The sequence below is a fragment of the Sphingobium scionense genome (genome assembly GCF_014197035.1).
Classification (GTDB): Bacteria; Pseudomonadota; Alphaproteobacteria; order Sphingomonadales; family Sphingomonadaceae; genus Sphingobium; species Sphingobium scionense.
Map to the genome: position 1 here is coordinate 145,642 of NZ_JACIEU010000011.1, position 22,296 is coordinate 167,937.

At 65.2% G+C, this 22,296-nt stretch carries 21 protein-coding genes; 9 read left to right on the forward strand and 12 right to left on the reverse strand.

Annotated elements, in window-relative coordinates:
• Positions 1–2 precede the first annotated feature (2 nt).
• Positions 3–455, forward strand: coding sequence for a hypothetical protein (locus tag GGQ90_RS14755; RefSeq protein WP_188082836.1), 453 nt, complete (start codon positions 3–5; stop codon positions 453–455).
• Between the two features lie 65 nt (positions 456–520).
• On the opposite strand, the gene GGQ90_RS14760 is transcribed toward GGQ90_RS14755, so the two are convergent.
• Positions 521–1,480, reverse strand: coding sequence for an acyltransferase family protein (locus GGQ90_RS14760; protein WP_188082837.1), 960 nt, complete (start codon positions 1,478–1,480; stop codon positions 521–523).
• Between the two features lie 86 nt (positions 1,481–1,566).
• On the opposite strand from GGQ90_RS14760, the gene GGQ90_RS14765 reads away from it, so the two are divergent.
• From GGQ90_RS14765 to GGQ90_RS14775, 3 genes are all read left to right on the forward strand, one after another.
• On the forward strand, positions 1,567–2,247 hold the full coding sequence (locus GGQ90_RS14765; protein WP_188082838.1) for an RluA family pseudouridine synthase: 681 nt from the start codon (positions 1,567–1,569) through the stop codon (positions 2,245–2,247).
• Between the two features lie 16 nt (positions 2,248–2,263).
• The gene (gene arfB, locus GGQ90_RS14770; protein ID WP_188082839.1) at positions 2,264–2,689 is read left to right on the forward strand and encodes an alternative ribosome rescue aminoacyl-tRNA hydrolase ArfB; all 426 of its coding nucleotides are present in this window, start codon (positions 2,264–2,266) and stop codon (positions 2,687–2,689) included.
• A gap of 70 nt (positions 2,690–2,759) precedes the next feature.
• A complete protein-coding gene (locus tag GGQ90_RS14775; protein WP_188082840.1) occupies positions 2,760–4,415 on the forward strand; it encodes a hypothetical protein in 1,656 nt (551 codons plus the stop codon).
• Between the two features lie 2 nt (positions 4,416–4,417).
• On the opposite strand, the gene GGQ90_RS14780 is transcribed toward GGQ90_RS14775, so the two are convergent.
• Genes GGQ90_RS14780 through GGQ90_RS14790 form a run of 3 tightly spaced genes read right to left on the reverse strand, consistent with a single transcriptional unit; the run spans position 4,418 to position 7,000 of the window.
• On the reverse strand, positions 4,418–4,810 hold the full coding sequence (locus GGQ90_RS14780; RefSeq protein WP_188082841.1) for a GtrA family protein: 393 nt from the start codon (positions 4,808–4,810) through the stop codon (positions 4,418–4,420).
• Between the two features lie 2 nt (positions 4,811–4,812).
• Positions 4,813–5,757 (reverse strand): glycosyltransferase, encoded by a 945-nt coding sequence (locus GGQ90_RS14785; RefSeq protein ID WP_188082842.1) that lies wholly within the window; start codon positions 5,755–5,757, stop codon positions 4,813–4,815.
• A gap of 10 nt (positions 5,758–5,767) precedes the next feature.
• Positions 5,768–7,000, reverse strand: a complete 1,233-nt coding sequence (locus GGQ90_RS14790; protein ID WP_188082843.1) for a glycosyltransferase family 2 protein — start codon at positions 6,998–7,000, stop codon at positions 5,768–5,770.
• A gap of 99 nt (positions 7,001–7,099) precedes the next feature.
• Between GGQ90_RS14790 and GGQ90_RS14795 the strand changes: the two genes are divergently transcribed.
• The 3 genes from GGQ90_RS14795 (at position 7,100) to GGQ90_RS14805 (ending at position 9,009) form a co-directional block, all read left to right on the forward strand.
• Positions 7,100–7,585: a GAF domain-containing protein gene (locus GGQ90_RS14795; protein WP_188082890.1), complete on the forward strand. Its 486-nt coding sequence runs from the start codon at positions 7,100–7,102 to the stop codon at positions 7,583–7,585.
• 130 nt (positions 7,586–7,715) lie between these two features.
• Positions 7,716–8,564 (forward strand): RcnB family protein, encoded by an 849-nt coding sequence (locus tag GGQ90_RS14800; RefSeq protein ID WP_188082844.1) that lies wholly within the window; start codon positions 7,716–7,718, stop codon positions 8,562–8,564.
• Positions 8,565–8,631: 67 nt separating this feature from the next.
• The gene (locus GGQ90_RS14805) at positions 8,632–9,009 is read left to right on the forward strand and encodes a VOC family protein (protein ID WP_188082845.1); all 378 of its coding nucleotides are present in this window, start codon (positions 8,632–8,634) and stop codon (positions 9,007–9,009) included.
• Here the strand turns inward: GGQ90_RS14805 and GGQ90_RS14810 are convergent.
• From GGQ90_RS14810 to GGQ90_RS14820, 3 genes are all read right to left on the reverse strand, one after another.
• Positions 8,990–11,536 (reverse strand): sensor domain-containing protein, encoded by a 2,547-nt coding sequence (locus GGQ90_RS14810; protein ID WP_188082846.1) that lies wholly within the window; start codon positions 11,534–11,536, stop codon positions 8,990–8,992. The genes GGQ90_RS14805 and GGQ90_RS14810 overlap by 20 nt on opposite strands.
• Before the next feature lie 121 nt (positions 11,537–11,657).
• Positions 11,658–12,476 (reverse strand): arginyltransferase, encoded by an 819-nt coding sequence (locus GGQ90_RS14815; protein WP_188082847.1) that lies wholly within the window; start codon positions 12,474–12,476, stop codon positions 11,658–11,660.
• Between the two features lie 123 nt (positions 12,477–12,599).
• Positions 12,600–13,847, reverse strand: coding sequence for a threonine ammonia-lyase (locus GGQ90_RS14820; RefSeq protein WP_188082848.1), 1,248 nt, complete (start codon positions 13,845–13,847; stop codon positions 12,600–12,602).
• A gap of 97 nt (positions 13,848–13,944) precedes the next feature.
• Between GGQ90_RS14820 and GGQ90_RS14825 the strand changes: the two genes are divergently transcribed.
• Both GGQ90_RS14825 and GGQ90_RS14830 read left to right on the forward strand, forming a co-directional pair.
• Entirely contained in the window at positions 13,945–14,814 is an 870-nt protein-coding gene (locus GGQ90_RS14825; RefSeq protein WP_188082849.1) for an NAD(P)-dependent oxidoreductase, read from the forward strand.
• 8 nt (positions 14,815–14,822) lie between these two features.
• Positions 14,823–16,526 carry an amidohydrolase gene (locus tag GGQ90_RS14830; RefSeq protein ID WP_188082891.1) on the forward strand — a complete coding sequence of 568 codons (1,704 nt, stop codon included), beginning with the start codon at positions 14,823–14,825 and terminating at the stop codon, positions 16,524–16,526.
• A 90-nt stretch (positions 16,527–16,616) separates the two neighbouring features.
• On the opposite strand, the gene GGQ90_RS14835 is transcribed toward GGQ90_RS14830, so the two are convergent.
• The 5 genes from GGQ90_RS14835 to GGQ90_RS14855 are packed head-to-tail and all read right to left on the reverse strand — an operon-like array spanning position 16,617 to position 22,288.
• On the reverse strand, positions 16,617–18,359 hold the full coding sequence (locus GGQ90_RS14835; protein ID WP_188082850.1) for an MFS transporter: 1,743 nt from the start codon (positions 18,357–18,359) through the stop codon (positions 16,617–16,619).
• Entirely contained in the window at positions 18,359–19,105 is a 747-nt protein-coding gene (locus GGQ90_RS14840) for an FkbM family methyltransferase (protein ID WP_188082851.1), read from the reverse strand. Before GGQ90_RS14840 ends, GGQ90_RS14835 begins: the two co-directional genes overlap by 1 nt.
• Positions 19,102–20,241 (reverse strand): glycosyltransferase family 4 protein, encoded by a 1,140-nt coding sequence (locus tag GGQ90_RS14845; RefSeq protein ID WP_188082852.1) that lies wholly within the window; start codon positions 20,239–20,241, stop codon positions 19,102–19,104. The genes GGQ90_RS14840 and GGQ90_RS14845 overlap by 4 nt, the downstream gene beginning before the upstream one ends.
• Positions 20,238–21,521 (reverse strand): hypothetical protein, encoded by a 1,284-nt coding sequence (locus tag GGQ90_RS14850; RefSeq protein WP_188082892.1) that lies wholly within the window; start codon positions 21,519–21,521, stop codon positions 20,238–20,240. The genes GGQ90_RS14845 and GGQ90_RS14850 overlap by 4 nt, the downstream gene beginning before the upstream one ends.
• 14 nt (positions 21,522–21,535) lie before the next feature.
• Complete coding sequence (locus GGQ90_RS14855; protein ID WP_188082853.1) at positions 21,536–22,288, reverse strand: methyltransferase domain-containing protein; 753 nt, start codon at positions 22,286–22,288, stop codon at positions 21,536–21,538.
• Between the last annotated feature and the right edge of the window lie 8 nt (positions 22,289–22,296).

Genomic DNA, 22,296 nt, shown 5'->3' on the forward strand with positions numbered 1-22,296 from the left:
ATATGCATGAACTACGCACTTTTCTGATCGTTGCTGCGCGGCATTTGAACGCTCCTCTAAGAAGCGCTCTTGCTGTTGAACCGATCGGAGAGATCAACCCATACATACGACGTTCGGCAGCCACCTTTACCACCTTCGACTGTTTGGCTTTTGGGGCTGTATATTTGTATGGCGAACTACCCCTTGAGACTGAGCTATTCGAGGAGTGGATTGGCGATTTCGCTTGGGGAACAGGCGGTCCGATGCGTTACGATGAACTCGCGCACATTTTGATCCCCCGCTATTTCGAGCAAGAGACATTTTGCGTTTCCGAAGGCGAGGGCCCAAATAACAAAGTTGAAACGCGGAATGAGTGGAAGCATGAGCAGGACATTGCTGGACTGTCTGAGCTTCTCAAACAGGCATCGATCGATCACAGCCTGACGGAATGGGCGCTAGAGATAAAGCGCTTTTAACAGCTAATCGAACTCGAAACCGCCAGTCCCCCTTCCCCCCTTACCTAGCAGCGATGGGGCTCCGCCTAGAGCATCCAGCGGCTGAGGCGCGGGGACAAGCGGATGAGGTGCCACAGGGCGAAGGGTGCCAGCAGCGCGAGAACCAGCAGCCAGGGCCTGGCCAGATAGGGCGTGCCATAATGGATGAGCGCGACGTGCAGATACATGATGACCAGTGACGCCCGGCCAAGCGCGGCGAGCGGGGCGGCGACTGGCGCGAGCCGCGCCGAGAGGCGGAAGAGCAGCAGCGACGTCGCGATGCCCGATGCGATCGAGAGCAAGGGCCAGCCATAGTCGGCCGCCTTCATGTTGAGCGTCGGCAGCCAGCCGGCAAGGCCCGCCAGCGCCAGCAGGCCGAGGGGCGCTATCCAGCGGTTGCGCCAGTGCAGCCGGGGCCAGAGCGCGCCGACCCAGAGCAGGATCATCGCCATCGGCACGCTCAGGAGGCCGAGCGGCGAGGCCTGTGTTGCACGGCCGATGCCATAGGCGAGCAGCAGCATCGGGATCAGCAGCAACGCCCATCGCCGGTCTCGCGGATCGGGCCAGCGGTTGAGGGCGAAGTTGAACAGGATGCGCGCCATCATCAGGCAGGGCACGAACCAGAAGATGGTATAGGGGCCGCGCAGCCAATAGCCGCCGAGCAGGATCGGCAGCAGATCGCGCGGCCATTGGTGGAAGATCGGCAGATTGCCCTTGGCCGGTTCGATGACCTGATCGGCCAGGATCAGCAGCGCCAGGAAGATCGCATAGGGGCGCATCTGGCTGACCAGTTGCCGCCGGGTGAAGGGGCCGACCGGATGCGGCCGCGAGAGCATGCCCGAGAGCAGGAAGAAGAGCGGCATATGGAAGCTGTACATGCCGTCACGCAGGGCGCCGCGGGTCCAGACATGGCCGACCACCACGGCGATGATGCCGATGCCGCGTGCGACATCGACCCAGTCGAGCCGCTGCGGCGCATGTTGATAGGCAAGGCCCCTATTCTCCATCGGCTCCACGCCCTATAGGATGGCGCGTGGGCGTCAATCGCCCAGCCAGATTACCCGGATGCCAGATTTCCCGATCGGATTGATATTTGACCCTGCTTAGCGACAAAGTGCTGTTCATCGATGGCGAGGCCATCATCCTCGACAAGCCCGCCGGCCTGCCGGTCGACGCGCCGCGCGACGGATCGATCAGCCTGGAGAACCATCTCGCCTCGCTGACCTTCGGCTTTCAGCGCTGGCCGCTGGCGGTCCATCGGCTGGACCGCGATACCAGCGGCTGCCTGCTGCTGGCGCGCAACCCCAAGGCGCACAAGCGCTTTGCCGCCGCGTTCGAGGCCGGCACGGTCGAGAAGCGCTATGTCGCGGTGCTGGAGGGTGTGCCCGAGGCGGACGAAGGCACGATCGAATTGTCGCTCAAGAAGGTGAGCACCCAGGCACAGGGCTGGCGCATGATCGCGGCCAAGGCCGGCAAGCCGGCCGTCACCCACTGGCGCAAGCTGGCGGTGAAGGACGGCCGCGCGCTGATCGCCTTCACCCCCGAAACCGGCCGCACCCACCAGATCCGCGTCCATGCCCAGCATGGGCTGGGCTTCGGCATCGTCGGCGACCCGGTCTATGGCGACGGACAGGGCGCGATGCTGCTGCACAGCCGGTTCCTGAGCGTGCCGCGCGGCGACAACAAGGCCCCCGCACAGGCGACCGCGCCGCTGCCGCAGAGCTTCGTCGATGCAGGCTTCGGCCCGGAGATATTGGAGGAAGCCGGGCTGTAAGCCCCGGCCCTTCGCCATGGTCGCCATCCCCGTCACCCGCTCCATCGCGATCGACAGCGACGAGATTGTCGAGAGCTTCGCGCGCGCGTCGGGGCCGGGCGGCCAGCATGTGAACACCACCGACAGCGCGGTGATGCTGCGCTTCGACGTCGCCGCCTCGCCGGGGCTGCCCGAGGCGGTGAAGCTGCGGCTGGCGGACCTGGCCGGATCGCGCATGACCCGCGAGGGCGTGCTGATCCTGCGCAGCGAAGGCGCGCGATCGCAGTTGCTCAACCGGCAGGAGGTGCGCGAGCGGCTGTTCGCGCTGATCCGCGAGGCGACGATCGTGCCCAAGAAGCGGCGCCCGACCAAGCCGACCAAGGCATCGCAGAAGCGCCGCGTCGATGGCAAGACCAAGCGCGCAGTGGTGAAGCAGGGGCGCGGCCGCGTCAGGATGGACTGAAGGGGGTATTTTGGGGGGACTGGACGAAGACAGGGGCGGCGCCATAGCGGCCTGGTCGCGGCGTGCGGCCATGATCCTGCCCGTGGGGATCGGGCTGCTGCTGGCGATCGCGCTCGCGGGCGTGATGATCGACCCGGTGCAGGACAAGCGCCAGTTTACCGCCTTCCTCTTCATCCGCCAGGATCTGGCACCGGCGATACTGATCGCGCTGCTGTGCCGGTTTGGGCTGAGCATCGGGCCACAGACGCGGATCGGCTGGATGGACCGGCTGGCGCAGCGGCCATGGGTTATCGCCCTCGCGCTGGCCCTGTTCTGCTGGGCTGGCCATCATTGGCTGTTGCGCGGCTATGACCTGACCCGCGACGAACAGATGGCGAATTTCGATGCCATGATGTTCGCGCAGGGACGCCTCTTCTGGCCGATCGCGCCCGCCTGGCGGCCGATCGCCGAGGCGCTCAACCAGTTCTTCATGCTGCCGATCGCCGATCGGCAGGCCTGGGTATCGAGCTATCTGCCGATCAATGCCGCTGCGCGGGCCTTGATCGGCATGTCGGGTGATCCCGGGCTGACCAGTCCGCTGTTTACCGGGGTCGGCGCGCTGGCGCTGTGGCGGATCGCGGACCGGCTCTGGCCGGGCGATGTCGCTGCCCGCACCGTGGCGCTGCTGCTCTATGCCGGATCGTCGCAGGTCGTGATCCAGGGCATGACGGCCCATGCCATGGCCGGGCATCTGGCGCTCAATCTGCTCTGGCTGCTGCTGTTTCTGCGCGGCAGATGGAGCCACGCCGGTGCGATCCTGATCGGCTTTCTGGCGACCGGCCTGCATCAGCCGCTATTCCACCCGCTGTTCGTATTTCCGATCCTGGCCGGCCTGCTGTTGCAGCGGCGCTGGCCGCTGGCGCTGCTTTACGGGGCGGCCTATGCCGTCATCGGCCTGTTCTGGCTCGCCTGGCCCAATCTGATCGCGCAATGGGCCGGCGGCCCGATGGAGGCGCTATCCAGCACCGGCGACCGGCTGAGCTATGCGGATCGCATCTTCGACATGCTGGCCGGGTTCGGCCCCGTCAGCCTGTGGCTGATGGCGATGAACCTGCTGCGCTTCATCGCCTGGCAGCATCTGCTGCTGCTGCCGCTCGCGGCTGCGGGCGTGGGCCTTGCCTGGCGCGCGCCGCTGGTCCGGCCATTGATGGCGGGCGTCGTGCTGCATATCATGCTGGTCGGGCTATTGCTGGCTTTCCAGGGGCATGGCTGGGGCTATCGCTATCTGCACGGGCTGATCGGCAGCCTCTGCCTGCTGGCCGCACAGGGCTGGATCGCGCTGCGCGGCCATTGGCCGGGCACGCGGCTCTGGGCCTGGGGCAATGGCGCGACCTTCCTGCTGCTGCTGCCGCTGCATATGGCGATGGCCGCCTGGCTCACCCTGCCCTATGCGCAGATATCGGCGCAGATCGATGCCATGCCGGCGGATATCGTGATCGTCGATGATGGCGCGGTCGCCTTCGGCAGCGACCTGGTCGTCAACCGGCCCGATCTGTCCAACCGGCCGATCCGGCTGCTCGGCGGCAACATGACAGTGGCGCAGGTCGCCACGCTGTGCCGGGACCATCGCGTCGCCTTTGTCGGATCGACGCAGTTGCAGCCTATACGCCGGATACTGGATGCCGAGCCGGTTGAGGAACAGCGCTTCCGACGGCTGAGGAGCGTCTGTACGCCGTCCCGCCCCTGACTTCAGAGTGATTTCGCGGGATGAGCCATGTACATGGCGCGCCTCATGAGTACGTAGCTGATCGTGGCGGTCAACAGGACATTGGCTGGATAGGCGATCCAGGGAACCAGACCGAAGACGTCGATCATGAGAGCCAAAGTAGCGGTTCCGACCAACAACTGCATAAGGCAGATACCCAGATAGCGCAGCATAGGGCTTCGCCGGATGGCATGGCCGCTGAAGGTCAGGTGTCGATGCGCAAAAAAGCCGATGCAGACACTGGCTACCCATGCTCCGATACTGGCAAGAATATAGTGCAGACCCATAGCGACACTGGTCAGAAAGACGAGATAGCCTATGAGCGTCACACTGCCACCTGCAATCCCGAAACGAGCTAACAACAATAAGTTCGCCATATTCAAGTTGCGCTCCGCAGGCGTGCCCTTAGCCGGGGCAACACCCTTTCAACGATCCGAGAATCACGGAAATAGCGAGGCATATGCAGGGGACCCAGGCGCAGCAGTTCAACGAGCGCTATCGCCAGCGCTCCTTTGCGGCCATGCATAGCCTCCGCCAGCAAACCATTAATCCGCACGGAGGCGGCCGCGACACGTCGGACAGCCGACGCCTGGGCGCCATGCACGCGGTCGGCATAGCGGTTCATGACCATCTCCATCTGCGCGCGGAAATCGGCATGCGATCGACTGCCCTGCATCGTCTGCGACCCGCTATGGATACGAAAGCCCACGGTTGGTTCCGCAATATAATGAACGGGACCGAGCATCGCCGCCTTCATGTAGAGATCCCAGTCGGGCGTGTACCAGAGCCCTTCGTCCAGGCCACCCGTGCGAAGCCAGATATCCCGCGGCATAACCACCGACGGCAGAGCGACGAAATTTTGGACCAGAAGCCTTTCAACAACGCTGGCACCATCCCAATCAGCCCGCGCCGTAAGCGGGCAGCGCCACATACCCAATCTCCGTCCGTCTTCATCCACGATGTAGGCCGCCGTGAGAAATAATACGGCATCGGACGCCGTGTCGAGCGCACGGATCACCGCGTCGAGCCGGTCCGGCAACCACAGGTCATCCTGATGCAGCATTGCTACATGAGTGGCTCGGGCCATACGCACCGCGATATTGGTTTTTTCCGTCCATGACGGAACATCCGGGCAATGCTGATACCGTATCGTCAGGCGCCCGCTATGCGCTAATGCAATTGCTGCGCAATCGGACCGCTTGCCTGAATCAAGCACTATGACTTCAAGCAAACCCGACTGATCATCCGGCAAGCTGGACAGAGCTGCATCGAAATAAGCCTGCCCCTCGTGAAGCGGCATGACTACGGAAAGACGCAGCGACATCAACCGGTGCCTATACCAGCAACGGCGCCGCGCGATAAAAGCGCGATTCGTTGCCCCCGATCATGGCCATCAGAAAACCGCCCAGCACAGTCTGCATACCAATGCTGATCAAGCTCGTTCCGATAATCGCAGGCAGGATACTATAGACCGCGCCAAAATCTCTCTCTGCCCACTGCCAAAAAACAGCGAGCAGTGCCGCTCCCCCCAGAGCGGCAAAAACGAATCCAACGATCAACATGGCTTCGAGTGAAAGCCGTTCGCCCATGAATATTTCCCATGGGCGAGCGACACGATAGCCAGCGCGCAAACCATAAAGCTTGCCCGCAAACGCAAGGACAGCCGACAGATGCCCTCCCGAAAGTAGGGCTGCGGCTAGAACCACCCAATAATTGCCTACGGCAGGGAAACTACCGGGAGCAAATGCCTGAATTATCGCCATGGCAAATAGCATGATACCCACTGTCAACGCCGCCACCGCCGGCACGCCGAACAGCCAGGTCGGGCTCAGCATCAGCAGGTAGCGCAGATGGCGCCAGCCGTCGCGCCAGGGGCGCAGATGGGGGGCGCGGTCACGCAGGTCGATCGACAGGGTCGCAGGCACTTCGGTGATGCGGAAATCGCGCAGGCTGGCCTTGATCACCATCTCGCTGGCAAATTCCATGCCGCTGCCCGACAGGCCGAGCGCGGCAAAACAATCCCTGGTGATCGCGCGCAGACCACAATGCGCGTCGCTGATCCCGGAGCGGAAGAAGAGGTTGAGGATACCGGTCAGCACCGGATTGCCGATATAGCGGTTCTTCCAGGGCATGGCGCCCGGTGCGATGCCGCCCTTGAAGCGCGACCCCATGCACAGGTCTGCGCCCGCCAGCAATTCACCGATCATCGCCACACCATTGGTGAAGTCGTAGCTGCCGTCGGCATCCCCCATCAGCAGATAGCGCCCATAGGCGCCTTCGCCGCCGCCGATCAGCGCCGCGCCATAGCCGCGCCGGGCCACCGGCACGACGCGAGCGCCCAGATCGGTCGCGATCTTCTGGCTGCCGTCGGTCGAGCCATTGTCGGCAATCACGATCTCGCCGAACAGGCCATGCTGTTCCTCGATCCGCTTGAGCGCCTCGCGCGCATTGGCAATGCAATGTGGCAGGCTGATCGCCTCATCGAGGCAGGGCATGATGATCGACACATCGATCGCACGCGCGTCGGTCCGCAGGTCGGTCAGCGAACGCGTGGCTTCTACGAACATCGGACACCCTCTTTTGCCGGTCTCCAATGGCGATAAACGCTTTTGGTTAACGCTTCCTTGCCTCTGGCCGAGCCGGGCGGGCCATCCTATATGCACGCCATGTATGATTTCGCTCCCACCGCCGCCGCCGACAAGGCGACGCTTTACGCAGACCTTCTGTCCGCTGCCGATGCGCTGACCCGCGACGAACCCGATGCGGTCGCCAATATGGCGAACCTGTCGGCGCTGATCTGGCAGTTCCTGCCCGACCTCAACTGGGCCGGCTTCTACCGCATGGTCGAGGATGAGCTGGTGCTGGGGCCTTTCCAGGGCAAGGCGGCCTGCATTCGCATCCCGCTGGGCCGCGGCGTGTGCGGCACGGCCGCCCAGACGCGCGAGACGCAGCTGGTGGCCGACGTCCATGCCTTCCCCGGCCATATCGCCTGCGACGCGGCGAGCGCGTCCGAGATCGTCGTGCCAGTGGTGCATGATGGCCGGCTGATCGGCGTGCTGGACCTCGACAGCCCCCGCCCCGCCCGGTTCGACAGTGCCGACCAACAGGGGCTGGAAGCGCTGGTCGCGCGGATCGCCGGCCGCATCGGCTGATCGCCGCCCTGCCCCGTTCCGGGACAGGATTTGGCAAGCCGAACATGGCGTTGCCCGGATCGTCATGCTAATTTCCACGTTAGCATGATGACCGTGCGGGCGGCCTGACGCCCCTGCAGGAACAGGGAGCATGATGATGGCCGCCCGGATATTTTTCGCCAGCAGCGCCATGGCGCTGATCGCCGGCCTTGCGGGGCCGGTTGCCGCGCAGACACCCGCCGCGTCCGGCACGAGCGTGGTCCGCACCACGACAACGACCGCCACCGCCCATCGCTGGGGACCGCGCTATGACGGGCGATGGTATGCCGGTTGGTCCGCGCCGGGCGGCTGGCAAAGCTATCAGCGGCCGCGCGTAGGCTTTGCCCTGCCCGCCTACTGGGTCCACCCCCGTTTCTTCATCGCCAATTATGGCGTCTATGGCCTGCCGGCGCCGACCACCGGCTATGGCTGGTCGCGCTATTATGACGATGCGGTGATGACCGACCAATATGGCCGGGTGCGCGACATGCGCAGCGGCATCGACTGGTCGCGCTACGAGGGCGGCTATGAAGAAGGCACGCCGCAGCCAGCCACCGTTGCCGGTTCCGGCAGCACCCCCGGCTATGGTGCGCCCGATGACCTCGTGACCTATAGCAGCGCGCCGCAGCCCGTCCCAGCCGGTCGCCCCGGCGTGGATTATGATGCCCCCGCCTATGCCAGCAGCGCCGTCAGCCCGAACGCCACGACCGTGACGACTGTCGCGGCGGCACCGGCGCCTCCGGCAGCTCCGGTGGCGGCGACGAGCGGCACGCACTGGTCGAACCAGCCGGCGACCACGACCGTCGTGGCGGCGCCGCCGCCGGTGCCCGGCCTGCCGCCCGGCGGCTATATATCGGGCGGCTTCTATTATCCGCCGCCGCTGGTGACGACCATCATCATCAATCCTGATGGCACGACGCAGTCGAGCACGCGTTACGCGACCGAAGCCAGCCCGCGCTGAGCCCTGGCGGAACCACGACCATGGGTCAGTGCGTTGACGGGCGGGATCAGGTGACGGGAGTGGCGCAATGCTGCATCATGTATCGGTGGGCACCAATGATGTGGCGCGGGCACGGGCCTTCTACGATCCGCTGATGGCGCTGCTGGGCTATCGCAGTTTGCGCGACCATCCCCATTCGCTCGACTATGGCGTGACCGACGTGGTGTTCAGCGTGGAGACGCCGGTCGATGGCGCTCCTGCCAGCGCGGGCAATGGCGTCCATATCTGCTTCGTCGCCGCCGATCGCGGCGCGGTCGACGGATTTCATCGGCTGGCGCTGGAACTGGGCGGGACCGACGCCGGGCCACCGGGCGTGCGGCCGCAATATGACGATCATTATTATGGCGCCTTCGTGCGCGATCCCGATGGCAACAAGATCGAGGCGGTCACTTTTTCAGCGCGATAGGCGGGGCGTTCCGCGCCGCCAGGACCGACGCGGCAGGCTGCGGCCGGCCATAATGATAGCCCTGGGCGATATGGCAGCCATGCTGGAGCAGCAACGCGGCCTGTTCGGCGGTCTCCACGCCTTCGGCCACCACCTCCATCCGGAAGCTGCTGCCCAGCTTGATGACGGCGTCTACGATGGCCGCGTCGCCGGCATCGCGATCGACATGGCTGACGAAGCTGCGGTCGATCTTCAGCACATTGACCGGATATTGTTTGAGATGGCTGAGCGAGGCGAAGCCGGTGCCGAAATCGTCGAGGGCGATGCGCACCCCGCCCCGGGCGAAGCGATCGAGCGCACGGGCGACCTGCCCCGCGCCGCGCCCCAGGAAAACCGATTCGGTCACCTCGATCTCGAAATGTTCCGCCGGCACCCCATGCTGCTCCAGCCGGGTCAGGACATGGTCGGCAAAGTCGCCCTGCTGCAGGTCCGCCGCCGACGCGTTGACCGCCACCCGGCCCGGGTCGAACCCCGCTCCGAGCCAGGCCTGCATGTCGTGCAGCACGGCATCGAGCATCAATTCGGTCAGGCGGACGGCAAGCTCACCATGTTCGAAGGCGGCGGCGATGGTGGCGGGCGCCTGGACGCCGAGCCGGGGATGCTGCCAGCGGAGCAACGCCTCATAGCCGAGCACCTGGCCAGTGCGCATGTCGACCTTGGGCTGATAATAGGGCACCACCAGCCGTTCGGCGATCACCTGGCGCGCCATATGGATCATCGAGCTGCGCTGCTGCGCATCGGCACGCAACTGGGAATGGAACATGGTGAGGCGGCTGCGGCCGGTCGCCTTCGACGCATAGAGCGCAAGATCCGCCGCCTTGAACAATTCGTGCGCGTCATCGCCATGTTCCCCGAACACGGCGCCGCCGACGCTGACGCCCGCTTCCAGCAACTGCCCCTGATAGGCGAAGGGCGCCCGCATCTTTTCCAATATCGCCTGGCTGCATGCCTGAACCGCGTCGCTATCCGCCAGCGAGGCGGCAATCAGGCCGAATTCATCGCCGCCCAGGCGGCCGACCACGGCATCGGCGGGCGCCGCCGCCGCCAGTCGTTCGGCAAAGCCCCAAAGCAGGGCATCCCCGGCATCATGGCCGAGCGAATCGTTGATCCGCTTGAGATCATCGATATCGAACAGCATCAGACCGAAACCCATGCCGTTAGCGCGCGCCTGCTCCGCCAGTTCCTCCAGCACGCCCTGCCACAAGGTCCGGTTGGGCAGGCGTGTCATGGGATCATGAGTAGCGGCCCAGCGGATCCTCTCCTCCGCATCGCGCTGTTCGGTGACGTCGAGGAAAGTGACGATGATCCGGCGCAACTGGCCGACTTCCGTGCGGGTCGCCCAGCCGGTGCTGCGGATCCAGCGCATCGCACCGCTGTCGGCGCGATGTACGCGCAAGGTCGCCTCGAAATGCGGCGGCAGGACATTGGCGGCGACGCCGTCCATCATCACCTTGAGCTTGTGCCGATCATCCGCGTGAACGAGCGACAGGGCCAGTTCGGTGGTGGCTGGGGCATCCGCGGTCAGGCCCAGCATCGCGCGAAACTCCGCCGACCAACTGCGCTGGCCCGACCGCGCGTCATAGTCCCAGATGCCCAGCCGCGCCGACTGCACCGCCAGGCGGAAATGTTCCTCGCTTTCGGCGACGGCCTGCTGCGCCAGCTTCTGGTTATGGACGTCCTCCAGCGTGCCATACCAGCGGATGATCGCGCCCCGGCTGTCACGCCGCGCCGCGGCCCGAGCCCGCATCCAGCGATAGCTGCCGTCACGCAGGCGCAGACGATAATCGACATCGACCGGATCGCCCGACTGCAACCGTTCGCGCCACAGTGCCAGGGTCCGGTCCATATCGTCGGGATGCAGGGCGTTGATCCAGCCGGCCCCCATCGCCTGTTCGGGCGACGTGCCGGTCAGGTCGCGCCAGCGCGGCCCCACTTCCTCGATCGCGCCGTCAGGCGTGGCGGTCCAGGGAACCTGGGGGCTGAGTTCTACCGACCAGCGATGATGTTCGCGACTTTCCGCAAGGGCGGATTCCAGCAATTCGGCCTGTTTCTCGCGACGATCATGCATATCCTCCACCGTTCCATACCAGCGCCATGCCCCCGCAGGCATTGCCTGACGCATCATGCGGAGCAGGCACCATCGGCTTGCGCCGTCTGCGCAACGCAGGCGAACGACCAGCGGTTCCGGCTGCGACGCGGCGGCAGCGGCCCGTATAATGAGCCCGATATCGACCGAATCAAAGCCCTTGCGCCAACCATGGCGAAGCAGCCCCGTGCGAAGCCCGCCGCCCCGCACCTTGCCCACCACCCAATAGGTCAGCAGACGGCCGCGATGATCCGCAAACCAGTGAATGACCGGCGCGCCAATATGGTTGAATTTAGGTGATAATGTCCGGCGTCCGGCGCCATCGCCCGGTGACATATGCGGCGCCGGCCCGCCAAGTTCGCGGGCACCATCGACAAAGCGCCGATCAGCGAAGCGATCCATCGCCCATCCCCGATTGTCGTGCCGCCCCGTTCGCCATGGCAGGGAGGATGCAGGAAAAGCTTAAACAAGCCTGCACGTAACCGGAATGATCGGGAATCTGTAAATTACAGAAACTGCCCCGTCAGCGGCGCAATATGGCGGCCAGTTCGAGCGGCAGCGGCGGCTCGTCGCGCGGCATGACGACGCGGATCGCCTGCGCCTGTTCCTCGGGATCGAAGCGGACCCAGCCGGCGCGGCTGAGCTTTTCGAGCGGACGATAGCGGATCTTGTACTGCATCCGCTGCGAGCCATCGACCCAATAGCCCAGATAAACATAGGCCAGGCCCGCGCGAGCGGCGCGCTGGATATGATCCATGATGATAAAGTTGCCGAGGCCCGGGCGGTCTTCCAGCTCGGTGTCGAAGAAGCTGTAGATCATCGACAGGCCGTCACCCTGGCGATCGGTCAGGCAGGCGCCGACCAACTTGCCGGGACGGCCATCCTCGCCGGGCAGGCGATATTCGACGACATGGCTTTCGACCGGGGTCTGTTCGACCATATCGGCGAAATCCATCTCGTCCATTTCGGTCATGCCGCCGCCGGGATGGCGCGCACGCAGATAGCGCTGGAGCAGTTCGAACTGCTCTTCAGTCGACCAGGGCTTGCAGGCGGTGACAGTCAGATCGCTGTTGCGGCGGATCAGCTTGCGCTGCGTCGAATTGGGCTTGAATTCCTGCGCGACGACGCGGACCGAGACGCAGGCCGAGCAATCCGCGCAGCTCGGGCGATAGGCGACATTCTGGCTGCGGCGGAAACCGATGCGGCCCAGCGCATCATTCAATTCCGAGGCATTGTCGCCATTGAGTTCGGTAAAGACCTTCCGCTCGCTCTTGCCCGGCAGATAGGGACAAGGGCTGGGGTTCGTCACGAAGAAGCGCGGAAAACGGAACGGTGCGCTCATGTTCCTCCCCCCGATTCAGTCATGCGAATGTGCCTTTTCATGATTGGACTATGCCGTCCCGGCCCAACCATGAAAAGGTCATTTACCACGAAATTTTTACCGATGGTTAAGCATGTCCCAAAATCAGGCAACCTCGATCGGCGCGACCTCGTAACCAGCCGCGCCCAGCGCCGCGATCAGCCGCTGGAGATGGGCGCCGTCGCGGGTCTCGCACTCGACATCGAGGCTGAGCCCCTTGGCCGGCAGGTTGGTGAAAATGCGCTGGTGCGACAGTTCCAGGATGTTGACCGCTTCCTGATCGAAGATGCGGGCAACATGGAAAAGCGCGCCGGGCCGGTCCTGAAGGATGATGCGCAGGCGGGCGAGACGGCCCGATCGGGCGAGATCGCGCAGCAGCACATTGGCCAGCAGGCGCGTATCGATATTGCCGCCGGTCAGGATCAGGCCGACATTGCGGCCGACAAATTGTTCACGATAGCTGAGCAGTGCGGCAAGGCCGGCGGCGCCCGCGCCCTCGACCACGGTCTTCTCGATCTGGAGCAGCAGGCTGACGGCTTCTTCCAGCCGCCGTTCGGTGACCAGCAATATGTCGTCCGCCAGCCGCTCGGCAAAGCGGCGGGTAAGCTCGCCCGGCTGCTTGACCGCGATCCCCTCGGCCAGCGTATCGCCATCACAGGCGAGGTCGGCGCCCTTGATGAAGTCGTACATCGACGGATAGAGTTCCGCCTGCACGCCGATCAGGCGGATATCGGGCTTCATCGCGCGCGCGGCCGTGCCGACGCCCGAGAACAGGCCGCCGCCGCCGATCGGCACGATCAGCGTGTCGATTTCCGGCGCGTCCTCCAGCATTTCGAGCGCAACCGTACCCTGCCCCGCGATGATCTCGGGTTCGTCGAACGGATGGACGAAGGTCAGGCCCTGCTCCACCTCGAGCTTGCGGGCATGGGCATAGGCATCGTCGAACTTCTCGCCATATTGGACGACGGTCGCACCATGGCCCTGGGTCTGGGTGACCTTCACGATCGGCGTGGTCGTGGGCATGACGATGGTCACGGGCACGCCAAGGCGCTTGCCATGATAGGCCAGGCCCTGCGCATGGTTGCCGGCCGACGCGCCGATCACGCCCTTGGCCTTGGCCGCGTCATCGAGTTGCAGCAGTCGATTGAGCGCGCCGCGTTCCTTGTAGGCGGCGGTAAACTGGAGATTTTCGAATTTCAGGAAGACCTTGCAGCCAAGCATCTGCGAGAAGGTCTGGCTAATGAGCGTCGGCGTCTTGACGATCGACCCGGAAATACGTGTCCGGGCCGCAAGGATATCATCGACGGAAACGGGCAGCGGCAACGCGCCCTCGATCTTGCTCAGCGTGTTCATGGCGCAGGCCCCTAACGCAAAATTGCCGGTGAAGAAACTGGCACTTGCCGAAAACTGGCCCTATGGCTTGGCTGCACGCACGAAATGTACGAGGCTTATGGCTAATATCGCGTTTATCGGCCTGGGGGTCATGGGTGCCCCGATCGCGGGACATCTGGCCAAGGCGGGGCACCACCTGACCGTCTATAATCGATCGATCGGCAAGGCCAAGCGCTGGGCGGAGGCCTATGGCGGCGAAGTCGCGATCAGCCCGGCCAAGGCGGCCGAGGAAGCGGAGATCGTCATCAGTTGCGTCGGCACCGACGATGACCTGAGCCAGATCACGCTGGGCCGCGAAGGCGCGTTCCGCACGATGAAGCCGGGCGGCCTGTTCATCGACCATACGACAGTGTCGGCGCGGATCGCGCGGCAATTGTTCGTCGAGGGCGAGAGTCTGGGCCTGCACTGCGTCGATGCACCGGTGTCCGGCGGCCAGGCGGGCGCGGAAAATGGCCGGTTGTCGATCATGTGCGGCGGTTCGGCCCCGGCCGTGGCGGCGGCAACGATCGTGATGCAGGCCTATGCCGCGCGCATCGTCCATGTCGGCGGCGCCGGCGCGGGCCAGACGACGAAGATGGTGAACCAGATCTGCATCGGCGGCGTTCTGCAGGGCCTGGCCGAGGCGATGCGCTTTGCCCAGGCGGCGGAAGTGGACCTGGACAAGGTGTTCGAGGCGATTTCGGGGGGCGCAGCGCAAAGCTGGCAGATGGACAATAGATGGCAGACGATGGCGCAGGACAGTTTCGATTTCGGGTTTGCGGTGGACTGGATGCGCAAGGATCTGGGGCTGGCGCTGGAGGAAGCGCGGGCCAATGGCGCGACCTTGCCGGTGACGGCGATGGTCGATCAGTTCTATGCCGACGTGCAGGCGATGGGCGGCCACCGGCAGGACACCAGCGCGCTGGTGCGGCGGATCACCCGCGCATGAGGAAGATGATGCTGGCGGCGATCGCCGCGCCCGCCCTGACTGTTCTGGCCCTGCCCATGCCCGCTTATGCATCGGGCGTGATCGACAATGTGAACGGTATCGCCATCGGGCCGGATGGCAAGATCGTCCATTTCGGCGCGCTGATGATCGACGATGAGGGCAAGGTCGAGAAGCTGATCCAGGGCCGCTATCAGGAGCCCGAATATAAGCCCAAGAAGCCCAAGCGCGGCCAGCCCTGGCCCGAGCGGCCAAAAGGCCCGAGCTTCAAGCTGGACGCGGGCGGCAAGACGCTGATCCCGGGCCTGATCGACGCGCATGGCCATGTCATGGGCCTGGGCCTGTCGCTCATCACGCTGGACCTGTCCGACACGAAATCGCTGGCCGAGGCGCAGGCGAAGATCCGCGCCTATGCGCAGGAAAATACCGGCCGCAAATGGATCATCGGCACCGGCTGGAACCAGGAGACATGGGGCCTTGGCCGGTTCCCGACCGCCGCCGAACTGGACGCCGCCGTGGACGACATTCCGGTCTGGCTGGAGCGGGTCGACGGCCATGCCGGCTGGGCCAACAGCGCCGCGATCCGCGCGGCCGGCGTCAGCGCCACGACCAAGGCGCCGGCCGGCGGGCGGATCGAGATGGCGGCGGGCAAGCCGGCGGGCGTCTTCGTCGACAAGGCGATGGACCTGATCCAGAAGGTCGTGCCCGCCCCCGCCCCCAAGGATCGCGACAATGCGCTGGAAAAGGCGCAGCGCGCGTTGCTGGCGGTCGGCATCACCGGCATTGCCGACATGGGCACCAGCATCGAGGATTGGCAGGCCTTCCGCCGGTCGGCCGACCGTGGCGCGCTGCGCGTGCGGATCATGTCCTATGCCTATGGCCTCGACAATATGGTGCTGATCGCCGGGCCGGAACCCACGCCCTGGCTCTATGACGATCATCTGCGCATGGGGGGGATCAAGCTGCTGCTGGACGGCGCGCTGGGGTCGCGCGGCGCCTGGCTGAAGTCGGACTATAGCGATGCGCCGGGCCAGCGCGGCCTGCCGATGATCCCGTCGACGCAGTTGCGCAACATCATGAGCCGGGCAGCGATGGACAATTTCCAGGTCGCGGTCCACGCGATCGGCGACGCCGCCAATGGCGAGATACTCGATGCAATCCAGGAAATGTCGGACACCTATACCGGCGACCGGCGCTGGCGGGTCGAACATGCCCAGATCATCGATCCGGCCGACCTGCCGCGCTTTGCGCGCTATGGCACGATCGCGTCGATGCAGCCGGTGCATGAGACGTCGGACTGGCGCATGGCGACGGCGCGGCTGGGCGAGGCCCGGCTGAAAGGCGCCTATGCCTGGAAGGCGATGCTCGACAATCATGTGCCGCTGGCCTTCGGCTCCGACGTGCCGGTGGAAAGCCCCAATCCCTTCCCCGGTATCGCCGCCGCCATGTCGCGCCAGGATGCCAAGGGCGAGCCGGCCGGCGGCTGGTTGCCCGAGCAGAAGGTCGGTTTCGAGGCGGCGCTGGACGGCTTTACCCGGCAGGCGGCCTTTGCCGGCTTTGCCGAGAAGAAATTCGGCAGCCTGGTGCCGGGGCAGCGGGCGGACTTCCTGCTGATCGACCGCAATATCGAGACGGCCAGCCCGACCGACATTCGCGGCACGCAGGTGCTGGAAACCTGGATCAACGGCAAGCGGGTCTATGTTAAGGGGCAGTAATGGCAAGCTGCAGCGATGCTGACGCATCAGCAGCTTGATACGCTCAAACGCCGCGCGGGCTTAATCTGTGCTCGATAATGACCGCCAGCGTCACATCGCGTTATCGGCGGCGTTCATCGCGTCGTCGATCGTCTCGGGCAATGGCGGCTGGACCGGGCGATCGCAACCGGCCAGCTTCATATGGGCGCGCAGCGTGTCCATGCGTCCCAGGTTCCAGCGCGCCAGCGGCACGCCGAGCGGACGGAATTCGGCGCGGTCGAACAGTTCGACCACATAGGTCTTGCACAGTTCATCCACCTGATCGAGCGTCAGCATGCCAAGGTTCATCACCATCGGCTTGCCCGGCACGCCGTTGCGGCCGCGCACCAGATCGGTGACGTAAAGGCCGCCGCGCGGATCGACCAGCACGACATCGGCGCGCGAGGCGTCGATCATGCGATGGCTGGCAGCATAGGGTTCGACGAACACATGGGTGCGCCAGACCAGGAAGCCTGCGGCCAGCAGCGTCACCACGAAGCCGATGAAGATCGGCCGCATCGCGCCCTGTGGCCGGAAGCGCGCCCAGCCAAGGCCGCCGAGCAGGCAGAAGGGACCGATGAAGCCATGGGCATAACGGAAGCCCCAGCCATAGCCCTGCGCCAGCGCCAGCACGCAGCCGGCGATGCATCCCAGCGCCAGCGGCAGGGCGATCTCACGCCCGCGGATCGCATCGCGCCAGCGCATCGCCAGCACGCCAAGGCCCGCGAGCGGCACCATCAGGATGTTGTTCCAGGCGGCGTAGCGGCTGAGATTGACCAGCGGCTGCCAGCGGTCGCCCAGGCGCTGGAACAGGCTGCCGACCTTGTCGGCGACGCCGGCGGAGGGGCGCACATCGGTCGGCGCGCCCAGTGCGTGGAGCAGGAAGCCGGGCCAGATCTTGGCCCAGACGATGACGATCGCCACCAGGGTCAGCGCGTGGAAGGCGGCCACGGTCCAGCGCCGGGCCAGCAGCATCCAGAGGATGAAGGGGGCAATGAAGATGGGCGGGAAATGCCATTGATGCAGGCCCGCCGCGATCAGCGCGACCACGCCGGCCGACAGATGCCCCGCAATGCCGCCGCGCAGCACCAATGCCAGCCAGACCATGTTCAATGCGAAATGGCCGGTCATCGCATAGGGGGTCATCGCCGTGACCCAGAGCTGGGCCGAGGACAGGCCGAGCAGCATCGTCACCCAGACGGCATCGGGCCTGTCAGGGAAGAGATGGAGCGCCACCCGCCATAGCGAGAAGAGGCCGAGCACCAGCAATACCGGGCCAGCGAGATTGGGGTCGCCCATCTGCCAGAACAAGGCCTGGATCGCGCTGTTCACCGGCAGATAGGCTGCGGTCCAATAGTCGGCGGCGCCGAAGGGCGAGAAAAATTCGGGCATGATCGCCCGGCGATAGGGTTCCCATTCGATCGGGATCGGACGGGCGAACAGGCCTTCGCGCATATAGGCGGCGGCGAAGCGCGCGACCTCTTCATCGCGGGAAACCGAATAATCCTGGAACAGGGCATAATGGCCCGCCCAGGCGGCCAGCCCCAGCAGGACGATGATCGGCACGATGATCCGTGCGCGCGGTTGCGGCAGGCGAAAGCCCATCCCTTCCGCAAAGGGGGCAGCCAGCGCCAGCAGGAACAGGCCGATCATCAGCGCCGGAAAATCCTGATCCAGGAACAGGATGACGGCGAGGCTGACACCCTGACGCCAGGTCACATGCCACAGGAAGGTCGCGCCCAGCCACAGGGCGAGACCGATCGCCCCGGCGAGGAACAGGCGCCGCGCGCTGACGAAGGGCATTCCCCCCGGCATCAGCTTTCCAGCAATGCCCTGTTGACGAAGATGCCGTCCATTTCAACGAGCAGCGGGAAATGGCCCTTGTTGTTGGCGAAGAAGGCGGAAGGGACGAAGGCGCGCGCCTCCAGCCAGTCGATCATCGCACGATAGCCGGTGCCGCCTTCATAAATGGGACGCACGCCCAGTTCCGTCTGGATGCCGGCCATGTCGGCGATGACCGCGCCCGCCCCTTCGCAGACCGACAGGTCATGGCCCTGCGTGTCCATCTTGAGGAAGGGCCGGGCGAAGCCATGGGCGGCGCGCAGTTCGGGCAGCAGGCTGTCGAGCCGGCGGCACTGCATCTCCACCGTCTTCGTCACCTTGTTGCGATCGGCGAAGATCGCGTCCTGCGCGCCCGAGGGAGCCTTCAGCGAACTGAACTGGTCGGCGGCCATGATGTTGAAGCTGGCGGTGCCGTCGAAATCGGACAGGGCCATGTTGAAGACATGCCATTTGCGGTCGGACGCGGCGGCCTTGCTCAATTCGGCGAAAACGTCCGGGTTCGGCTCGAAGGAGAGGATGGTGCCGGCAAAGCCCGCATCCTTGCGTGCCATGGTCGCATATTGGCCGCGATTGGCGCCGACGTCGAACAGGCAGTCGATCGCGAAGGCGGACAGGAAGCGCTTGAGCGCCTGGATCTCGGGATATTGATGGACGCGGCCGGCCAGCGCCAGGCGCAGGGCCAGTGCACGGTCGGACAATTCGCGGACATAGCGGCTCATGCGCGCAGCACCTGGCGGTAAATATCGATCGTCGCCAAGGCCATGTCCTTCCAATTGCCCATAGTATCTCCATAGGCGCGCGCCCGCGCACCCGCTGCCTGCCTGATGGCCGCGCTTTCGATCAGCGGCAAGAGGGCTTGGGCGAGCGCCACCGCATTTCCGGCCGGAACCCGCGTGGTGATGCCGTCCGGCAGGGTGCCGAACATGCCGGCGTCGGAGGTGACCATCGCCTTGCCATGGTGCAACGCCGACAGGAAGGCACCGCTCGAATCGATATGGCGATAGGGAAAGGCCATCAGGTCGGCTTTCGCCATGTGCGCGTCGAGCCGGGGTTCGGTGAGGAAGCCGAAATCGGTGACGAGACGGTCGCCGAAGCCGGCGGCATGGACCGGATCAAGGATCGGCGCGACATCCATGAAGGGCTTGCCGGCCAGCACCAGTTCGAAGTGATGGCCCGCGCGCCAGAGCGACAGGCAGGCCTCCACGAGCAGGTCGACGCCCTTATATGGGCGGATGGTGCCGAAGAAGAGGATGCGGGGCGCAGCGGGTTCGGGGATGGCGGCAAGGTCCGCCGGGGTGGCGGGCGCAAGGCGCATCGGCGGATGCGGCGTCACATGGATACGGGTGGGATCGACGCCCTGTCCGACCAGCGCCGCGCGTGTCGTGTCGCCATGGACGATCAGCGCATCGAACCGATCGAGCAGGCCGCGATAGCCGCGCCCCTGCAGGCCGCTGTCGGCATGATAGGCATCGGCATTATGGACGGTATGGACGAGCGCGGTGCACCCCTTGAGCCGATCGAGCATCAGCCTGTCCGCCGGTGCCAGAGGCAGCCACTGGACATGGGTCACGTCCGCGCCGGTCATCGTATCGAGATTGCCGAGCGCGCAGGTCAGGCCATATTCGGCCGCCTTGGCGAGGCGGAAGGCGCCCCCCTCCCCCAGCCGATCGCGCAGGGCCTCGCTGTGGCGGAAGAAGCGCGGGGCGTAGCTATAACCCTGCGGCACGATCGCATCGGTGGCGCGCATCGGCCGGCCGAGCAGGGTGACGTCCGCGCCCGCCTGTGCCAGACCGGCGCATAGCCCGTCATCATAGCGCCCGGTGAAGAGCGAGGGATCGAGCATGGCAATCTTCATGCGCGCACCAGCCGGCGCAGCGAGACGAGATGGAGGCCGGCGGCCAGCATCAGGGTCAGGGCATAGAGGCCAAGGAAGCCGAGATCGAAGCGATCGGGCCAGAGCGCGCCGGCGAGCGGCACGCTGAGCAATGATCCGGCAAGGAAGGGCAGCGAGCGCTGGAGCAGATGGGCAAAGCGGCCGAGCGCAGCCTGGACATAGACCGAGACGCAGACGACCGAGAGCGCGACCAGCGCCAGAGCGGTAAGGCCAAGGTCGGCCTGGTCGATCGCGGCGCGGCCGTCGAACAGCTTGTCGAACAGCCAGCAGCCGACCAGAATCAGCAGCGCCGAACCGGCGAGCGCGAAGAAGAGCGCGGCGCCGAGCGCGCGGGTCAGGAGCTGGCGCACCCGCGCACCTTCGCCGGCATGATAGGCGCGGGTGATGCGCGGCAAGGCCGCCTCCACCATGGCGCGCACCAGCATCGAGAGCGAGCGCGACATCTTGAAGAAGAAGTCGAAGAGCAGCATCGGCCGGGCATCGCTGGTGGCGATGGCGATGGTGAAATAGGGCGCGTTATAGGCGATGATGTCGGAGACGGTGAAGGCAGCCGACGCGCCGATGTCGCGCAGATAATGGCGGCGCACATGGCCGCCGCCGACACGGAAGGCGAACCAGTGGCTGCGGCGCATGCCGAGGCGGCGATGGACATGGACGATGGCATAGCCGATCACCAGAACGCTGATCGCCAGTTGCAGCGCGACCGACAGACGCGGATCGAGCCCGAACAGGATTGCCGCCAGCAGGCCGATCGTCACCACGCGGCGGGCGCAATCCAGCCCTTCCCACAGAAAATTGCCGTCAATCGCCGCCAGCGCCCGCTTGGCGAGCAAAGCCGGCAGGTTGAGGCAGGCGGTCAGGAAAAAGAGCAGGAACAGCATCGGCATGGCAGTATGCAGCCCGCCCAGCGCCAGCGCGCCGAGCAGGAGGACGACCGCGCCGGCAATCAGCAGCCCCAGGAAGAGGAAGAGCACGCCCATTTCCTCCAGCCGGAAGCCGCCATCGGCCGCCTCCTCATCACTGCCCAGCCAGAAGCGGCGCAGGCGCGCATAGATGATGCTGGTGAGGCCGAACTCCGCCGAAATGGTGAAATTGCCGAAGGCGACCAGCAGCAGGAATGCCTGGAACTCCGCCAGCGGCAGCACCCGCACGAAGACGAAGGTGACGGCGAAGCCCCAGATCATCACCAGCCCGACATTGGCGAGCTTGACCAGCGCGAGGATGCGGGCGGATGCCTCCATCCGCGCAAGCATGCTCACTGCGTCGCTGTTCCCAGCGGTTTGCGCGCGCGGAACAGCCGATCATCGAGCGCATAGAAATGGCGCGTGTCGGCGTCGATGTCGCGCGCGTCAATTTCCTCCAACTCGAAACCGGCGGCGCGGATGCGATCGGCAAAGTCGAGACCGTACTGGCGGACATGGTCCCATTGGCCGAAGCGGCGTTCACGCTCGCGCGGAGGGATGTCGAAACTGCCATCCTCGGTCGGCTTGTCCCACAGCGGCACGATCAGCCAGGCTTCGCCGCCCGGCTTGAGGGCACGCAGGATATTGCGCAGCACGGCCATGTCGTCGGGCACATGCTCCATCACATGGCTGGCGTAGAAGAGGTCGTAGCGATCGCTGTCGGACAGTGCCATCAGGTCGACCTGGTGCATGCCGGGCACGGTATAGCGCGCGGGGTCGAGATCGGCCGGGACATAGTCGGCCGCCGCCGAGAAGCGCTTGACCAGGCTCCCCTCATTGGGGGCCATGTGCAGGATTGCGCCGTCGGTCGGCACGGTCAGCACGCCCTTCATGAGCAAATAGTTCATCAGCCGCTCGCGCGGCGAGGCGTTGCAATTGGGGCAGCCCCATTCGCCATTGTCGCCATAGCGGAAGAAGCCGACGACCGTCATGCCGCAGGCCGGGCAGCCGCGATTGGCGGAAGCCCCCAGTGCCTTGCGCAGGTCGAGACCCAATTTGGTCAGATGCTTGCCGGCGGCCTTGGCCACCCGCTGGACAGTAATCACGCCATTCT

Excerpts from the sequence above, each read along its gene's own strand:
- GGQ90_RS14755 (WP_188082836.1), top strand. The coding sequence starts at position 3 with ATGCATGAACTACGCACTTTTCTGATCGTTGCTGCGCGGCATTTGAAC.
- GGQ90_RS14760 (WP_188082837.1), bottom strand. The coding sequence starts at position 1,480 with ATGGAGAATAGGGGCCTTGCCTATCAACATGCGCCGCAGCGGCTCGAC.
- arfB (WP_188082839.1), top strand. The coding sequence starts at position 2,264 with ATGGTCGCCATCCCCGTCACCCGCTCCATCGCGATCGACAGCGACGAG.
- GGQ90_RS14775 (WP_188082840.1), top strand. The coding sequence starts at position 2,760 with ATGATCCTGCCCGTGGGGATCGGGCTGCTGCTGGCGATCGCGCTCGCG.
- GGQ90_RS14780 (WP_188082841.1), bottom strand. The coding sequence starts at position 4,810 with ATGGCGAACTTATTGTTGTTAGCTCGTTTCGGGATTGCAGGTGGCAGT.
- GGQ90_RS14785 (WP_188082842.1), bottom strand. The coding sequence starts at position 5,757 with ATGTCGCTGCGTCTTTCCGTAGTCATGCCGCTTCACGAGGGGCAGGCT.
- GGQ90_RS14790 (WP_188082843.1), bottom strand. The coding sequence starts at position 7,000 with ATGTTCGTAGAAGCCACGCGTTCGCTGACCGACCTGCGGACCGACGCG.
- GGQ90_RS14795 (WP_188082890.1), top strand. The coding sequence starts at position 7,100 with ATGTATGATTTCGCTCCCACCGCCGCCGCCGACAAGGCGACGCTTTAC.
- GGQ90_RS14800 (WP_188082844.1), top strand. The coding sequence starts at position 7,716 with ATGATGATGGCCGCCCGGATATTTTTCGCCAGCAGCGCCATGGCGCTG.
- GGQ90_RS14805 (WP_188082845.1), top strand. The coding sequence starts at position 8,632 with ATGCTGCATCATGTATCGGTGGGCACCAATGATGTGGCGCGGGCACGG.
- GGQ90_RS14810 (WP_188082846.1), bottom strand. The coding sequence starts at position 11,536 with ATGGATCGCTTCGCTGATCGGCGCTTTGTCGATGGTGCCCGCGAACTT.
- GGQ90_RS14815 (WP_188082847.1), bottom strand. The coding sequence starts at position 12,476 with ATGAGCGCACCGTTCCGTTTTCCGCGCTTCTTCGTGACGAACCCCAGC.
- GGQ90_RS14820 (WP_188082848.1), bottom strand. The coding sequence starts at position 13,847 with ATGAACACGCTGAGCAAGATCGAGGGCGCGTTGCCGCTGCCCGTTTCC.
- GGQ90_RS14825 (WP_188082849.1), top strand. The coding sequence starts at position 13,945 with ATGGCTAATATCGCGTTTATCGGCCTGGGGGTCATGGGTGCCCCGATC.
- GGQ90_RS14830 (WP_188082891.1), top strand. The coding sequence starts at position 14,823 with ATGCTGGCGGCGATCGCCGCGCCCGCCCTGACTGTTCTGGCCCTGCCC.
- GGQ90_RS14835 (WP_188082850.1), bottom strand. The coding sequence starts at position 18,359 with ATGCCGGGGGGAATGCCCTTCGTCAGCGCGCGGCGCCTGTTCCTCGCC.
- GGQ90_RS14840 (WP_188082851.1), bottom strand. The coding sequence starts at position 19,105 with ATGAGCCGCTATGTCCGCGAATTGTCCGACCGTGCACTGGCCCTGCGC.
- GGQ90_RS14845 (WP_188082852.1), bottom strand. The coding sequence starts at position 20,241 with ATGAAGATTGCCATGCTCGATCCCTCGCTCTTCACCGGGCGCTATGAT.
- GGQ90_RS14850 (WP_188082892.1), bottom strand. The coding sequence starts at position 21,521 with ATGGAGGCATCCGCCCGCATCCTCGCGCTGGTCAAGCTCGCCAATGTC.